The sequence below is a fragment of the Massiliimicrobium timonense genome, from assembly GCF_002160865.1.
In the GTDB taxonomy this organism is placed as follows: domain Bacteria; phylum Bacillota_I; class Bacilli_A; order Erysipelotrichales; family Coprobacillaceae; genus Allocoprobacillus.
The window spans coordinates 1-13,011 of record NZ_NFLJ01000016.1 but is presented as its reverse complement, the minus strand read 5'-3'; the positions used below and the strand labels follow the sequence as shown (position 1 = coordinate 13,011).

26 protein-coding genes are annotated in these 13,011 nt (G+C 34.0%); all 26 read right to left on the bottom strand.

Annotated elements, in window-relative coordinates:
• Nucleotides 1-7: 7 nt before the first annotated feature.
• From rpmJ to rpsJ, 26 genes are read right to left on the bottom strand one after another with little or no spacing between them, the layout of a single operon-like run.
• Entirely contained in the window at nt 8-121 is a 114-nt protein-coding gene (rpmJ, locus tag B5E75_RS06585; RefSeq protein ID WP_006505646.1) for a 50S ribosomal protein L36, read from the bottom strand.
• Between the two features lie 30 nt (nt 122-151).
• The gene (gene infA, locus B5E75_RS06580) at nt 152-373 is read right to left on the bottom strand and encodes a translation initiation factor IF-1 (protein ID WP_087357971.1); all 222 of its coding nucleotides are present in this window, start codon (nt 371-373) and stop codon (nt 152-154) included.
• Nucleotides 374-389: 16 nt separating this feature from the next.
• Entirely contained in the window at nt 390-1,136 is a 747-nt protein-coding gene (gene map, locus B5E75_RS06575) for a type I methionyl aminopeptidase (RefSeq protein WP_087357970.1), read from the bottom strand.
• Nucleotides 1,136-1,783, bottom strand: a complete 648-nt coding sequence (locus B5E75_RS06570) for an adenylate kinase (RefSeq protein ID WP_087357969.1) — start codon at nt 1,781-1,783, stop codon at nt 1,136-1,138. The genes map and B5E75_RS06570 overlap by 1 nt, the downstream gene beginning before the upstream one ends.
• A gap of 23 nt (nt 1,784-1,806) precedes the next feature.
• Nucleotides 1,807-3,108 carry a preprotein translocase subunit SecY gene (gene secY, locus B5E75_RS06565; RefSeq protein ID WP_087357968.1) on the bottom strand — a complete coding sequence of 434 codons (1,302 nt, stop codon included), beginning with the start codon at nt 3,106-3,108 and terminating at the stop codon, nt 1,807-1,809.
• Between the two features lies 1 nt (nt 3,109).
• On the bottom strand, nt 3,110-3,550 hold the full coding sequence (rplO, locus tag B5E75_RS06560; RefSeq protein ID WP_087357967.1) for a 50S ribosomal protein L15: 441 nt from the start codon (nt 3,548-3,550) through the stop codon (nt 3,110-3,112).
• A gap of 11 nt (nt 3,551-3,561) precedes the next feature.
• On the bottom strand, nt 3,562-3,753 hold the full coding sequence (gene rpmD, locus B5E75_RS06555; RefSeq protein WP_087357966.1) for a 50S ribosomal protein L30: 192 nt from the start codon (nt 3,751-3,753) through the stop codon (nt 3,562-3,564).
• A gap of 14 nt (nt 3,754-3,767) precedes the next feature.
• The gene (gene rpsE / locus B5E75_RS06550) at nt 3,768-4,331 is read right to left on the bottom strand and encodes a 30S ribosomal protein S5 (RefSeq protein ID WP_087357965.1); all 564 of its coding nucleotides are present in this window, start codon (nt 4,329-4,331) and stop codon (nt 3,768-3,770) included.
• 14 nt (nt 4,332-4,345) lie between these two features.
• Nucleotides 4,346-4,702 (bottom strand): 50S ribosomal protein L18, encoded by a 357-nt coding sequence (rplR, locus tag B5E75_RS06545; protein ID WP_087357964.1) that lies wholly within the window; start codon nt 4,700-4,702, stop codon nt 4,346-4,348.
• A 28-nt stretch (nt 4,703-4,730) separates the two neighbouring features.
• On the bottom strand, nt 4,731-5,276 hold the full coding sequence (gene rplF, locus B5E75_RS06540; protein ID WP_087357963.1) for a 50S ribosomal protein L6: 546 nt from the start codon (nt 5,274-5,276) through the stop codon (nt 4,731-4,733).
• 28 nt (nt 5,277-5,304) lie between these two features.
• Complete coding sequence (gene rpsH, locus B5E75_RS06535) at nt 5,305-5,694, bottom strand: 30S ribosomal protein S8 (RefSeq protein WP_087357962.1); 390 nt, start codon at nt 5,692-5,694, stop codon at nt 5,305-5,307.
• A gap of 33 nt (nt 5,695-5,727) precedes the next feature.
• Complete coding sequence (locus tag B5E75_RS06530; RefSeq protein WP_066447586.1) at nt 5,728-5,913, bottom strand: type Z 30S ribosomal protein S14; 186 nt, start codon at nt 5,911-5,913, stop codon at nt 5,728-5,730.
• Between the two features lie 14 nt (nt 5,914-5,927).
• Nucleotides 5,928-6,467 carry a 50S ribosomal protein L5 gene (rplE, locus tag B5E75_RS06525; RefSeq protein ID WP_087357961.1) on the bottom strand — a complete coding sequence of 180 codons (540 nt, stop codon included), beginning with the start codon at nt 6,465-6,467 and terminating at the stop codon, nt 5,928-5,930.
• Between the two features lie 18 nt (nt 6,468-6,485).
• Nucleotides 6,486-6,818 (bottom strand): 50S ribosomal protein L24, encoded by a 333-nt coding sequence (gene rplX, locus B5E75_RS06520; protein ID WP_087245368.1) that lies wholly within the window; start codon nt 6,816-6,818, stop codon nt 6,486-6,488.
• Nucleotides 6,819-6,832: 14 nt separating this feature from the next.
• Entirely contained in the window at nt 6,833-7,201 is a 369-nt protein-coding gene (gene rplN, locus B5E75_RS06515; RefSeq protein WP_087357960.1) for a 50S ribosomal protein L14, read from the bottom strand.
• 29 nt (nt 7,202-7,230) lie between these two features.
• On the bottom strand, nt 7,231-7,491 hold the full coding sequence (rpsQ, locus tag B5E75_RS06510) for a 30S ribosomal protein S17 (RefSeq protein ID WP_087357959.1): 261 nt from the start codon (nt 7,489-7,491) through the stop codon (nt 7,231-7,233).
• Nucleotides 7,492-7,503: 12 nt separating this feature from the next.
• Entirely contained in the window at nt 7,504-7,698 is a 195-nt protein-coding gene (gene rpmC, locus B5E75_RS06505) for a 50S ribosomal protein L29 (RefSeq protein ID WP_087245362.1), read from the bottom strand.
• A 2-nt stretch (nt 7,699-7,700) separates the two neighbouring features.
• Nucleotides 7,701-8,111 carry a 50S ribosomal protein L16 gene (gene rplP, locus B5E75_RS06500; RefSeq protein ID WP_087245360.1) on the bottom strand — a complete coding sequence of 137 codons (411 nt, stop codon included), beginning with the start codon at nt 8,109-8,111 and terminating at the stop codon, nt 7,701-7,703.
• A gap of 2 nt (nt 8,112-8,113) precedes the next feature.
• Complete coding sequence (gene rpsC, locus B5E75_RS06495; RefSeq protein WP_087245358.1) at nt 8,114-8,767, bottom strand: 30S ribosomal protein S3; 654 nt, start codon at nt 8,765-8,767, stop codon at nt 8,114-8,116.
• Nucleotides 8,768-8,778: 11 nt separating this feature from the next.
• Nucleotides 8,779-9,111, bottom strand: a complete 333-nt coding sequence (gene rplV, locus B5E75_RS06490; protein WP_087245356.1) for a 50S ribosomal protein L22 — start codon at nt 9,109-9,111, stop codon at nt 8,779-8,781.
• Between the two features lie 20 nt (nt 9,112-9,131).
• Complete coding sequence (rpsS, locus tag B5E75_RS06485; protein ID WP_087245354.1) at nt 9,132-9,410, bottom strand: 30S ribosomal protein S19; 279 nt, start codon at nt 9,408-9,410, stop codon at nt 9,132-9,134.
• Between the two features lie 18 nt (nt 9,411-9,428).
• Nucleotides 9,429-10,262 (bottom strand): 50S ribosomal protein L2, encoded by an 834-nt coding sequence (rplB, locus tag B5E75_RS06480; RefSeq protein ID WP_087357958.1) that lies wholly within the window; start codon nt 10,260-10,262, stop codon nt 9,429-9,431.
• Nucleotides 10,263-10,320: 58 nt separating this feature from the next.
• On the bottom strand, nt 10,321-10,611 hold the full coding sequence (rplW, locus tag B5E75_RS06475) for a 50S ribosomal protein L23 (protein ID WP_087357957.1): 291 nt from the start codon (nt 10,609-10,611) through the stop codon (nt 10,321-10,323).
• Nucleotides 10,611-11,237 (bottom strand): 50S ribosomal protein L4, encoded by a 627-nt coding sequence (rplD, locus tag B5E75_RS06470; protein WP_087357956.1) that lies wholly within the window; start codon nt 11,235-11,237, stop codon nt 10,611-10,613. The genes rplW and rplD overlap by 1 nt, the downstream gene beginning before the upstream one ends.
• Nucleotides 11,238-11,259: 22 nt before the next feature.
• Nucleotides 11,260-11,976 carry a 50S ribosomal protein L3 gene (gene rplC, locus B5E75_RS06465; protein WP_087357955.1) on the bottom strand — a complete coding sequence of 239 codons (717 nt, stop codon included), beginning with the start codon at nt 11,974-11,976 and terminating at the stop codon, nt 11,260-11,262.
• A 21-nt stretch (nt 11,977-11,997) separates the two neighbouring features.
• Entirely contained in the window at nt 11,998-12,306 is a 309-nt protein-coding gene (gene rpsJ / locus B5E75_RS06460; protein ID WP_087245344.1) for a 30S ribosomal protein S10, read from the bottom strand.
• Between the last annotated feature and the right edge of the window lie 705 nt (nt 12,307-13,011).

Sequence of the window (13,011 nt, the reverse complement as noted above, 5' to 3'; positions counted from 1 at the left end):
CCTCCTATTAACCTTGTCTTTGTTTATGTTTTGGGTTTTCACAGATTACCATTACTCTACCCTTACGTTTAATTACTCTGCATTTATCGCATATTGGTTTTACAGATGGTCTTACTTTCATCTTAATCTTTACCTCCTTTGGGAAGATTTTCTACTTATGTCTAAATGTGATTCGCCCACGTGTTAAATCATATGGAGAAATCTCTACGGTTACTTTATCCCCCGGTAAAATGCGAATGTAATTCATACGGATTTTACCAGAAACGTGAGCCAGAATAACCGCTCCATTTTGCAACTCTACTTTAAACATTGCATTTGGTAATGTTTCAAGAACAGTTGCTTCTACTTCAATAACGTCATCTTTTTTTGCCATTGATTATAACTCCCTTTTAAAGTTTTGTCAAAATCTCATACCCATCACTTGTAATGACAATAGTATGTTCATAGTGAGCTGCAAGAGAGCCATCTTTCGTTACAACAGTCCAATCATCATCTAACACATTTGTTTCACATCTTCCCAAATGTGCCATTGGCTCTATTGCAAGAGTCATTCCCTCTTTTAATCTAGGTCCTTTACCAGGTGCTCCATAATTAGGAACTGAAGGATCTTCATGAACCTTTGTTCCAATACCATGACCTGTATAATCTCTTGGTGTAGAACACCCATGACTTTCTAGATATGTTTGTACAGCATGAGATATATCGGATAAACGATTGCCAGGTTTCACTTGAGATAAACCTGCATAAAGTGATTCTTCTGTCACTTTCATTAAATGAGCAGCTTCATCACTAATTTGGCCTACTGCATATGTCCATGCACTATCACCATGATAACCCTTATAACAAGCACCAACATCCACTGAAATAATATCACCATCTTTTAATTTTCTTTGACTAGGAATTCCATGAACTACAACTTCATTAATTGAAGTGCAAACAGCTCCCGGAAAACCATAAAGATTGAGAAATGATGGTGTTGCACCAGCATCACGTATGACCTTTTCACAAAATTTATTAATTTGAGCAGTCGTTATACCCGGTTTAATAAATTCTTTTAATTGACTGTGAACAAGTGCCACAATGCGACCAGCTTCACGCATTAATTCAATTTCTCTTTGGTCTTTTGTGACAATCATTATTTACCCTCCAAGCTTTTTTCAATGTCCTTAAAGACGTCTTCCATTGGTTGGTCACCATTAATATTAATGATTGAACCTTTCATTGTATAATAATCAATTAAAGGTCTTGTTTGTTTGTTATAAGTATCAAGTCTAATCTTGACTGCTTCTTCGCTTTCATCTTCTCTTTGATATAAAGCTCCACCACATTTATCACAAATGCCTTCAACTTTAGGTGGATTAAACTCAACATGGAATGTTGCTCCACAATTTTTGCAAGTTCTTCTTCCAGATAATCTTGTAATCAATTTTTCAACAGGAATATCTAAGTTAATAATTGCATCAATTGTAAAATCAAATTCTTTCGCAATACTTTCAAGCTCTCTTGCTTGAACTATTGTTCGAGGGAAACCATCTAAAATAAATCCATTTTCAAAAGTATTTTCTTTTAAATATTCCCTTACCATTTCAATCGTATAATCGTCTGGTACAAGGTGCCCAAATTGCATGAAATATTTAGCGATAACACCAAATTTTGTTTGTTCACGCAAAGCCTTTCTAAATAAATCGCCAGTTGATATTTGTGTTAAGCCGTATTTATTAACAAGTCTTTCAGCTTGAGTCCCTTTACCAGCACCAGGAGGCCCCATTAAAATAATGTTCATTTTTCTACACCCCTTTTATTATACTATTTTCTTATATATCCATGATACTCTTTACGAGTAATTAAAGTTTTAATTTGTCTTGTTGTTTCTAATGCAACCCCTGTGATGATAATTAAACCAGTTCCTCCTAATGTTAATGAAGCATTAGAAGTTTGTGACCAGATGACTGGTGTCATAATAGGAATTGCCGCAACAATCACTAAGAAAATTGATCCAACGACAGTAACTCTATTTAAAACTGTACTGATAAAATGTTCGGTATCTTTTCCAGTTCTTACTCCTGGAATAGAACCACCATTTTTCTTCAAATCCTCACTAATCTTATGTGCATCAATTTGCAAATTAGAATAGAAGAAAGCAAACAAAACAATCATGACTAAATATAGGCAAAAACCAAAAGGTTCTTGATAATTTAAGATTGTATCAATCATCTGCGTTACATCATTTGACTCCATAAAACTAATGATTGTTCTAGGAGCAGCTAAAACTGATGAAGCAAAGATAACTGGTAACACTCCAGAACTATTAATTTTAATAGGCATATGTGTTGTATCTTTTGTTCGCATTGTTGGATTAGAATTTGTTGCATACATAATCGGAATTTTTCTAACTGCACCTTCATTGAAAACAACAAAGATAACAATTGCAAGATATACAACAACAAATAATGCATACCATAAAATTCCAAAAACCATAGTTTGTGTTCCTTCAGAAAAAGAAACTAAGTTATTGAATGTTGTAATAAAGTTTGCTGGTAAATTGGCAACAATCCCCGTAAAGATAAGTAATGAAGTTCCATTACCAACACCTTTTTGAGTAATTTGATCGCCAATCCACATGGCTAACATACTTCCTGCCATCATAACTATAACTACGTATGCATAACTCAACAATGATGATGAATCAAGGATTCCATACATTTTATCAAATGCATATGTCAATGATCCACCCTGGATTGCTGCTAAAACAAGAGTTACATATCGAGTAACACGATCCTTTTTCTTTTTTCCAGTATTTCCTTCTTTTTGCCATTGAGCTAATACTGGGATAACATCCATTGATAACAATTCAATAATAATGGATGCTGTAATATATGGAGAAATCCCTAATGAAAAAATTGAAAATCTTTCCAGCATTCCCCCACCTAACATGTTCATAATTCCTAAGATACCACTATTAGCTGCTGAAGCAGTAATTGCATCAGCATTAATTGATGGAATTGTAATAGCGGCACCTAAACGGAATACAAACAACATACCAAGTGTAAATATAATTCTACGACGTAATTCACCTTTTTTAAAAACATTCTTAAAAAAGTTTAACATCCTAGATCACCTCAGTTTTTCCACCTGCGGCTTCAATTGCAGCAATGGCTGACTTTGAGAATTTCTTTGCTTTAACTGTTAAAGCAACTTCTAATTTTCCATTACCTAAAACTTTTAAACCATCTAATTCTTTTTTCACAAGTCCACATGCTTTTAAAGCTTCCATATCTACGACACTTCCAGCTTCAAATTTATTTAAGTCTTCTACATTGACAATAGCATATTCAACTCTATTGAAGTTTGTGAAACCACGTTTAGGTAAACGCATGAATAATGGTGTTTGTCCCCCTTCAAATCCAGGTTTCTTTCCTCCACCACTTCTTGCTCCAGCACCTTTTTGACCTCTACCAGAAGTTTTACCATGTCCTGAACTCGTTCCACGTCCAACACGTTTTCTATTTCTACGTGCTCCTTCAGTATATTGTAATTCGTGTAATTTCATTTTTACACCTCCTACTTACTTTCTTCAACTTTAACAAGGTGGCTAACAGTATTAATCATACCTTGAATAAATTCGTTGTTAACTTTTTCAACTGATTTATGCATTTTTGTTAAACCTAACGCTTTAAGAGTATCCTTTTGATTCTTTTTTGCACCAATTGGACTTTTTACAAGCGTAATGATAACTTTATTATTTTCTGCCATTTCTTACGCTCCTCCTATCCGTAAATTTCTTCTACTTTTTTATCTCTTAATTCAGCAACTTGTTGTACTGTTTTTAATAATTTTAAACCTTCAACTGTTGCACGAACCATGTTGATTGGAGTTCTAGAACCAATTGATTTAGAAATAATATCTGAATATCCAGCTAATTCAACAACCGCACGAACTGGACCACCAGCAATGATTCCAGTACCTTCAGATGCAGGTCTTAAGAATACATTTCCTGATCCATACATACCATTAATTTCATGAGGAATTGTTCCATGAATAATTGGTACATTAATAACATTTCTTTTAGCTGCTTCAGATGCTTTTCTAATAGCATCAGGTACTTCGTTAGCTTTACCTGTTCCAAATCCAACGCGACCTTTTTTATCACCGATAACAACTAATGCAGCAAAGCGGAATTTACGTCCCCCTTTAACAACTTTAGTTACACGGTTAATTGTGACAACACGTTCTTCGAATTCTTTTTCAACTCTTGGTCCATTTCTTCTTGGTCCATTTCTTCTTGGTCCATTTCTTCTTGGTCCATTTTCTCTTGGTTTACGTTGTTCCATTCTTTAACCTCCTATTAGAATTTTAATCCAGCTTCTCTAGCAGCTTCAGCTAGTGCTTTCACACGACCATGATAAATATATCCACCACGATCAAATACTACATTTTCAATATTTTTGGCAATAGCTCTCTTTGCAATTTCAGTACCAACTTGAGTTGCAGCTTCAATATTTCCACCGTTTGCTAATTTCATATCTACTGATGATGCTGCAACTAATGTTACACCATTAACATCATCAATAATTTGTGCGTGGATATGAGAGCTTGAACGGAATACATTTAAACGAGGACATTCAGGAGTTCCACTGATTTTTCTACGAACTCTCGCATGACGTTTTTTACGTAAATCGTTTCTTGACATAGATTTAGCCATGATTTTAGCTCCTTCCTTATTTCATCAACTACTTCTTACCAGCAGTTTTACCTTCTTTTCTAATAATTCTTTCATCAACGTATTTAATACCTTTTCCTTTGTAAGGTTCAGGTTTTTTCACAGCTCTAATTCTTGCTGCAATTTCTCCAACTCTTTCTTTAGAGATTCCTGATACAATAATTGATGTCTGAGATGGAGTTTCAATTTTAACTCCTTCTTCACCTTCAACTTCTACTGGATGAGAAAATCCAACATTTAATACTAATTTATTACCTTGCATTTGAGCACGGTATCCAATACCAACAACTTCAAGCTCTTTTTTATAACCGTTGTGTACACCTTCGATCATATTAGCAAGTAATGCTCTTGTTGTTCCGTGTAATTGTTTTACATGTTTTTGTTCACTTGTTCTGCTTACTGTAATAACATTTTCATCCATATTAATATTAATTAATGGAGAAAATTGTCTGACTAAAGTCCCTTTTGCACCTGTAACTGTAACAGTATTATCATCAGCGATTTCAACTTTTACACCTTCAGGTACATTGATAATCTTATTACCTACACGAGACATCAGTTACACCTCCTGTTTTCTTATTTTATTACCAGATATATGCTAATACTTCTCCACCGATTTGTTTAGCTCTTGCTTCTTTATCAGTCATTAATCCTTGAGAAGTAGATAATACAACGATTCCTAAACCATTTAATACTTTAGGAATTTCATTTACTTTAGCGTACTGACGAAGTCCTGGTTTAGATACTCTCTTTAATCCAGTGATGACTCTATCATTTCCTTTATATTTTAAAGTGATGACAATGTTTTTAATGACACCTTCACCCTCAACTTTATATCCTTTAATAAATCCTTCGTTTTTCAAAATTTCAGCTAATTGCACTTTTAATTTTGATGCAGGAATCATAACTTCTTCATGACGTTGTTGATTCGCATTACGAATTCTTGTTAACATATCTGCAATTGGATCTGTCATTTGAAATGTCCTCCTTCCATTTGGATGATTTGATTACCAACTTGCTTTTTTAACACCAGGAATTTCACCTTTGTAAGCTAATTCTCTGAAGCAAATACGGCATAATTTAAATTTTCTAATTACTGCATGTGGACGTCCACAACGTTCGCATCTTGTATATTCACGAACTTTGTATTTTTGAGGACGTTGTTGTTTAACTTTCATTGATGTTTTAGCCATTAATTAAGTCCTCCTTATTTATGGAATGGCATTCCTAATTGTGCTAATAATTCATGACCTTCTTCATCAGTTTTAGCAGTTGTTACGAATACAATATCCATTCCTCTGATTTTGTTTACTTTATCAAAATTGATTTCTGGGAAAATTAATTGTTCTTTAACACCTAAAGTATAATTTCCTCTCCCATCAAAAGAATTCTTTGGTACACCTCTAAAATCTCTTACACGAGGTAAAGAAATACTAATTAATTTATCTAAGAATTCATACATTCTTTCTCCACGTAAAGTAACTTTACAACCAATTGGCATTCCTTCACGTAATTTAAATCCAGCAATTGATTTTTTAGCTTTCGTAATCACTGGTTTTTGTCCTGAAATTAAAGTTAATTCTTCAACAGCTTCATCTAATAATTTAGAGTTGCTAACTGCATCACCAACACCAATGTTGATAACGATTTTTTCCATAGCTGGAACTTGCATTACAGAACTATAGTTAAATTTAGTCATTAATGACTTAACGATTTCATTTTCATAACGTTCCTTTAGTCGGTTCATTATTTAACCTCCTTCCGATTACTTTTTCTTCTTTGTAGTTTTATCTAAGGCTTTACCTGTTTTTTTATTAATACGGTATTTTTTACCATCTTCATCAAAAGCATAACCAATTTTAACAGCTTGTTTTGCTTTTGAATCATAATATGCAACATTAGAAACATGAATAGGTGCTTCTCTTGTTACAATACCACCTTCTGGATCTGCTTGTGAAGGTTTAATGTGTTTTGTTACCATGTTCACACCTTCAACAATCACTCTATCTTCTTTTCTTAGAATTTGAATAATTTCTCCAGTTTTCCCTTTATCGCTACCAGCGATAACTTGAACTGTATCACCTACACGTAATTTCATCTTCTCGTTTCCTCCTATAATACCTCAGGAGCTAATGATACGATTTTCATAAAATCAGCATCTCTTAACTCTCTTGCTACCGGTCCAAAGATACGAGTTCCTCTAGGTGAATTATCATCTTTGATAATAACACAAGCATTATCATCAAATTTAATATATGAACCATTTTCACGGTTAACACCATATTTTGTTCTTACGATAACAGCTTTTACAACTTCACCTTTTTTAACTGTACCACCTGGAGTCGCTTGTTTCACTGTCGCTACGACTATATCACCGATGTTACTAAATTTTCTATTTGAACCACCAAGGTTTCTGATTACTAGTACTTCTTTTGCTCCTGTATTGTCAGCAACTTTTAATCTGCTTTCATTTTGGATCATTCAAGTGACCTCCTTTCAGATTCTATTCATTAAATAATTTCTGCTTTTTTTACAACTTCTACTAAACGGAAACGTTTAGTTGCTGATAATGGACGAGTTGCCATGATTTTTACAACGTCTCCATCTCTAGCAATGTTTTCTTCATCATGAGCCTTAAACTTTTTAGAAGATTTAACACGTTTTCCGTATTTTTTGTGTTTAACATGAGTTTCAACTAAAACAGTAATTGTTTTATCCATTTTTGTAGAAACAACTGTTCCAGTGTAAACCTTACGATTATTTCTTTCCATAGTCTACTCCTTCTATTTGTTTAATTCTCTTTCTCTAATAATTGTTTTAATTCTTGCGATATTTTTTCTAACTGTTCTAATACGAGCAGTATTTTCTAATTGTCCTGTTGCCTGTTGGAATCTTAATCCAAATAATTCTTTTTTGTACTCTTCTACTTTGTTAAGTAATTCTTGAGTTTCTGTATTTCTAATATCTTGAACTGTCACAATTACTCACCTCTTCCAATAATCTTACATTTCACTGGTAATTTGTGAGATGCAAGTCTTAATGCTTCTCTTGCAACTTCTTCTTCTACACCAGCAACTTCGAACATAACGCGACCTGTTTTTACAACTGCTACCCATTCTTCTGGAGCACCTTTACCTGAACCCATACGGACTTCAAGAGGTTTCTTTGTTTTAGCTAAATGAGGGAAGATTCTAATCCAAACTTGCCCACCACGTTTCATATAACGGTTCATAGCAATACGAGCTGCTTCGATTTGTCTTGAAGTAATCCAAGCACCTTCTTGAGCTTGTAATCCATATTCACCAAAAGAAACTTGAGTTCCACCTTTAGCTTTACCTTCATATTTGATTCTATGAGGTCTTCTATATTTAGTTCTCTTAGGCATCAACATGATTATTTATCCCCTTTCTTCTTTGCAGGAAGAATTTCTCCCTTACAAATCCAAACTTTTACTCCTAATTTTCCATAAGTTGTGTCAGCTTCAGCAGTCGCATAATCAATGTCAGCTCTTAATGTATGAAGAGGTACAACACCTTCAGAATAACCTTCAGTTCTTGCCATATCAGCACCACCTAAACGTCCTGAAACAGCTGTTTTGATTCCTTTAGCACCAGCTCTCATAGCAGCTTGAATAGCTCTTTTTTGAACTGTTCTAAATGAAGCACGGTTTTCTAATTGTTCAGCAATCTTGTTTGCTACAAGTTGAGCAACAACATCTGGATTTTTAATTTCAACGATATTGATAAACACTTGTTTACCATTAACCATTTTTGCAACTTCTTTTCTTAATGCATCAACAGCTTCACCATCTTTTCCAATAACAACACCTGGACGAGATGTATGAACATAGATGCTTACACGATTTTTAGATCTTTCAATTTCAATATTAGCGACATAAGCGCCTTTTAACTTTGCATATAAGAATTCACGAATTTTGATATCTTCGTGTAATAATGAAGCAAAGTCTTTATCATTAGCGTACCATCTTGAATTCCAATTACGGTTAACGCCAACACGTAATCCTACTGGACTTACTTTTTGACCCATACTTTGCCCTCCTATCTTTCAGCAACCACACAAGTGATGTGGCTTGTTCTTTTTAAAATTTGAGTTCCGCTTCCTTTTGCTCTTGCACGGAATCTTTTTAATGTAGGACCTTCGTCTACATAAATTTCTTTGATGTATAATTTATCTTCTTCTGCACCTTCATTGAATACAGCGTTTTGTGCAGCAGATTTAACGACTTTAATGATTGCAGGAGTTGCACTTTTATTAACGAATTCTAAAATTCCAAGTGCTTCTTTTACTTGCTTCCCTCTTACCAAGTCAACAACTAATCTTGCTTTTTGAGGTGAAACACGAATCATTTTAGCTTGAGCTCTTGCTTCCATGTTTATTTTCTCCTCTCTTTCTATTTACCAGATTTTTTATCATCAGCATCATGACCATGATAAGTTCTTGTAGGAGCAAATTCTCCTAATTTATGTCCAACCATATCTTCAGTAACATATACTGGGATGTGTTCTCTTCCGTTATAAACTGCGAACGTATGTTCAATAAATTGTGGGAAGATTGTAGAACGTCTTGACCATGTTTTAATGACTTCTTTTTTGTTTGCAGCATTTAATGCTTCAACTTTTTTCATTAAGTGTTCATCCACGAATGGACCTTTTTTCAAACTTCTTGCCATATTCTATAACCCTCCTTCTTATTTACCGTTACGACGACGTACGATTAATTTATTTGAAGCTTTCTTTGTATTTCTTGTTTTAACACCAAGTGCTTTTTTACCCCATGGAGTCATTGGTGCTTTACGACCGATTGAAGTTCTACCTTCACCACCACCATGAGGGTGATCATTAGGGTTCATAACAGAACCACGAACTGTAGGTCTAATACCTTTCCATCTGTTACGTCCTGCTTTACCAATGTTAACTAATCCATGATCTTCATTTCCAACAACACCAACTGTTGCTCTACAAACTGCTAAGAATTTTCTTACTTCACCAGAAGCTAATCTTACAGTTACATATTTTCCTTCTTTACCTAAGATTTGAGCAGAAACACCTGCAGATCTAGCAATTTGTCCACCTTTTCCTGGATGCATTTCAATATTGTGGATAACTGTACCTTCAGGCATATTTCCCATTGGTAAACTATTACCAACAATAATATCAGCATTTTCTCCAGAAACAATTTTCATTCCAACTTCTAATCCTTTAGGAGCTAAAATATATCTTTTTTCACCATCTACATAGTGAATTAATGCAATATTTGCAGATCTATTTGGATCATATTCAATTGTTGCAACTTTACCAACAATATCATCTTTATTACGTTTAAAATCAATAATACGATATAAACGTTTATGTCCACCACCGTGATGGCGAGTAGTGATTACACCTTGATTATTACGCCCACCAGTTTTTGATAAACGAACAGTCAATGATTTCTCAGGCTTATTAGTAGTAATTTCTTCATAAGTTAAAGAAGTCATATTACGACGACCATTTGTTGTAGGCTTATATACTTTAATAGGCATCTGTTTTCCTCCTTATTTTTCTTATCTGGAATGGAGTACATTCCAATAGTATATCGAATTATTCTTCACCGAATAAATCGATTGAATATCCTTCTTTTAATTTTACAATAGCTTTCTTTCTTCTTTTTGTTTTACCAACGTATCTACCCATTCTTTTTGTTTTAGGTTTCACATTCATAATGTTTACTTTTTCAACTTTAACGTCAAACATTTTTTCAACTGCAACTTTTACTTCAGTTTTATTTGTGTTTACATCAACATCAAATGTATATTTGTTTTCGTTTTGTTGTAACAATAAAGATTTTTCAGTAAGTACTGGTTTCTTTAATACATCAGTTATATGTGCCATTATGCCAATACCTCCTCAACAGCTTTGATAGCTCCTTCAGTCATAACTAGCTTAGTGCTATCTACAATATCATAAACGTTAAGACCTTTTGAATTAATAACTTTAACACCAGGAATATTTCTTGCTGATAAAGCTACGTTTTCATCAACTTCATCCATAACGATTAATGTTTTTCTATTTGCTTCTAAGTTTTCTAACACTTTAACCATTGCTTTTGTCTTTGGTGCTTCCATAGCGATGTTATCTAATACTGTTAATTCACTATCAATCACTTTTTGACTTAAAGCTGATTTAAGTGCTAAACGTCTTACTTTTTTATTCATTTTTAATTTATAGTTTCTATCTGGTGTAGGCCCAAATACAACTCCTCCACCTCTCCATTGTGGAGCACGGATAGATCCTTGTCTTGCTCTACCTGTACCTTTTTGACGCCAAGGTTTCTTCCCTCCACCTTTAACTTCAGTACGGTTTTTCACTTTATGAGTCCCTTGTCTCCATGAAGCTCTTTGTAGTAAGACCATATCAAAGATTGCTTGGTTGTTTGGTTCAATACCAAATACAGATTCATTTAATTCTGTATCTTTTACTTTTTGTCCTTCTTGATTATATACTGCAACTTTTAACATTAGTTTTCCTCCTTTCGCTTCATTATTTAGCAGTTTCCACTGCATCAGTAGTTTCTTCTACTACTGGGCTTTCAGTTTCATATACAACTAAATCTTTAGCAGGATTCACTTTTCCATTTCCTTTGATTGCTGATTTTACAACAACCAAACCTTTTTTAGGTCCTGGAATTGATCCGCTAATTAACAATACATTGTTTTCTACATCAACAGCAACGATTTCCAAGTTTTGAACTGTTCTTGTTACATTACCCATATGTCCTGGTAATTTCTTACCTGGAGCGATTCTATTTGGAGCGATTGGTCCCATTGAACCTACGATTCTATGAGCACCTGAACCATGCCCCATTGGACCTCTTTGTTGTCCATGTCTTTTTATAACACCTTGATAACCTTTACCTTTGCTAGTTCCAGTTACATCAACCACTTCACCAGCTACAAAGCTATCAACCTTTATTTCTTGACCAACTTCATAACTCATCATTTCGTCAAAACGAAATTCTTTAATGAAGCGCTTAGGAGCTGTTTTAGCTTTTGCAACATGTCCCATGTGTGGTTTAGTTGCTAATTTTTCTCTCTTGTCTTCAAAACCAACTTGGATAGCATCATATCCATCAGTAGCAACTGTTTTCTTTTGTAAAACAACATTTGGTGTTGCTTCTACAACTGTTACTGGGATTAATTTTCCATCAGTAGTGAACACTTGAGTCATTCCAATCTTACGACCTAAGATTCCTTTCATGAGTTACACCTTTACCTTTCCTTATAATTTAATTTCAATATCCACACCACTTGGTAATTCTAAACGAGTTAATACATCAACTGTTTCTGGTGTTGGATTCACAATGTCAATTAGACGTTTGTGAGTTCTGATTTCAAATTGTTCACGAGAATCTTTATACTTGTGAACTGCTCTTAAAATTGTATAAACTTCTTTTTCAGTTGGTAGAGGTACAGGACCTACAACTTGAGCCCCTGACTTCTTAGCAGCTGAAACAATTTTTTCAGCAGAAGTATCCAAGATTTTGTGATCAAATGATTTCAAACGAATTCTAATTTTGTTGTTTGCCATGAATTATTCCTCCTTCTTGCCAATTTATTGGCTGCTCGATGCGAATTCCCTGAATACGTCCTCCGCTCATGACAACGGCTTTCAGCGTTTCAGCAACCTCGCACTTCTTCGCATTCACAACAAATGCATTTTACACTATTTTTCCTTTTAAATCAAGCATTTTTTATATCTTTTGAAATCTTTTTTTAGTGGGGTTAATTGTAAAAGTAAATTCTGCTTAAAAAAATAAAGTGGGATTTAATATTAGGAATTTTATTGTTATATACTATTGAATATCTGTTCATCATTTTATAGGTTAATGATATGAATGAAAATATCTCTAGAAAATAAACATACCACTATTGATCAACGTAATAAGATGTTCAAAATATTAGAAAATAATGAAGTCATTTCTAAATCACCACAGTTTTTTAATAAATGGGTTTTATTAAAACGAATGTAGGAAGCGGTTTAATATAAATTTACATTAAATTGCAAAAAACTCCCTATGAAATAAAGAAATTCACAGGGAATCAAAAAAGCATATCTAATATGTCAGGAAAAATGAAATGATTTTAAATAACTCCATCTTAAGGAAATCATGATGAAAGAATAAAAAAAAGGACGGAACCAGAAGAAGACTGGACCGTCATGTGAACTGGCAGCGTGCTATTGTCGCAGTTGCCCACTATCTTCGCCGCTATGATGCTTAACTTCTGTGTTCGG

Bases quoted from the DNA above. Each gene is read 5' to 3' on its own strand.
- rplB (WP_087357958.1), bottom strand. From the start codon at position 10,262: ATGCCTATTAAAGTATATAAGCCTACAACAAATGGTCGTCGTAATATG.
- rpsH (WP_087357962.1), bottom strand. From the start codon at position 5,694: ATGACAGATCCAATTGCAGATATGTTAACAAGAATTCGTAATGCGAAT.
- rplR (WP_087357964.1), bottom strand. From the start codon at position 4,702: ATGGCTAAATCTATGTCAAGAAACGATTTACGTAAAAAACGTCATGCG.
- rplN (WP_087357960.1), bottom strand. From the start codon at position 7,201: ATGATCCAAAATGAAAGCAGATTAAAAGTTGCTGACAATACAGGAGCA.
- rplO (WP_087357967.1), bottom strand. From the start codon at position 3,550: ATGAAATTACACGAATTACAATATACTGAAGGAGCACGTAGAAATAGA.
- rpmD (WP_087357966.1), bottom strand. From the start codon at position 3,753: ATGGCAGAAAATAATAAAGTTATCATTACGCTTGTAAAAAGTCCAATT.
- rplV (WP_087245356.1), bottom strand. From the start codon at position 9,111: ATGGAAGCAAGAGCTCAAGCTAAAATGATTCGTGTTTCACCTCAAAAA.
- rplW (WP_087357957.1), bottom strand. From the start codon at position 10,611: ATGGCACATATAACTGATGTATTAAAGAAACCAGTACTTACTGAAAAA.
- B5E75_RS06570 (WP_087357969.1), bottom strand. From the start codon at position 1,783: ATGAACATTATTTTAATGGGGCCTCCTGGTGCTGGTAAAGGGACTCAA.
- rplD (WP_087357956.1), bottom strand. From the start codon at position 11,237: ATGTTAAAAGTTGCAGTATATAATCAAGAAGGACAAAAAGTAAAAGAT.
- rplX (WP_087245368.1), bottom strand. From the start codon at position 6,818: ATGAAATTACGTGTAGGTGATACAGTTCAAGTTATCGCTGGTAGCGAT.
- rpsJ (WP_087245344.1), bottom strand. From the start codon at position 12,306: ATGGCAAACAACAAAATTAGAATTCGTTTGAAATCATTTGATCACAAA.
- secY (WP_087357968.1), bottom strand. From the start codon at position 3,108: ATGTTAAACTTTTTTAAGAATGTTTTTAAAAAAGGTGAATTACGTCGT.
- rplP (WP_087245360.1), bottom strand. From the start codon at position 8,111: ATGTTGATGCCTAAGAGAACTAAATATAGAAGACCTCATAGAATCAAA.
- infA (WP_087357971.1), bottom strand. From the start codon at position 373: ATGGCAAAAAAAGATGACGTTATTGAAGTAGAAGCAACTGTTCTTGAA.
- rplE (WP_087357961.1), bottom strand. From the start codon at position 6,467: ATGAACCGACTAAAGGAACGTTATGAAAATGAAATCGTTAAGTCATTA.
- rplF (WP_087357963.1), bottom strand. From the start codon at position 5,276: ATGTCTCGTGTAGGTAATAAGATTATCAATGTACCTGAAGGTGTAAAA.
- rpsE (WP_087357965.1), bottom strand. From the start codon at position 4,331: ATGGAACAACGTAAACCAAGAGAAAATGGACCAAGAAGAAATGGACCA.
- B5E75_RS06530 (WP_066447586.1), bottom strand. From the start codon at position 5,913: ATGGCTAAAACATCAATGAAAGTTAAACAACAACGTCCTCAAAAATAC.
- rplC (WP_087357955.1), bottom strand. From the start codon at position 11,976: ATGAAAGGAATCTTAGGTCGTAAGATTGGAATGACTCAAGTGTTCACT.
- rpsQ (WP_087357959.1), bottom strand. From the start codon at position 7,491: ATGGAAAGAAATAATCGTAAGGTTTACACTGGAACAGTTGTTTCTACA.
- rpsC (WP_087245358.1), bottom strand. From the start codon at position 8,767: ATGGGTCAAAAAGTAAGTCCAGTAGGATTACGTGTTGGCGTTAACCGT.
- rpsS (WP_087245354.1), bottom strand. From the start codon at position 9,410: ATGGCAAGAAGTTTGAAAAAAGGTCCATTCGTGGATGAACACTTAATG.
- rpmJ (WP_006505646.1), bottom strand. From the start codon at position 121: ATGAAAGTAAGACCATCTGTAAAACCAATATGCGATAAATGCAGAGTA.
- map (WP_087357970.1), bottom strand. From the start codon at position 1,136: ATGATTGTCACAAAAGACCAAAGAGAAATTGAATTAATGCGTGAAGCT.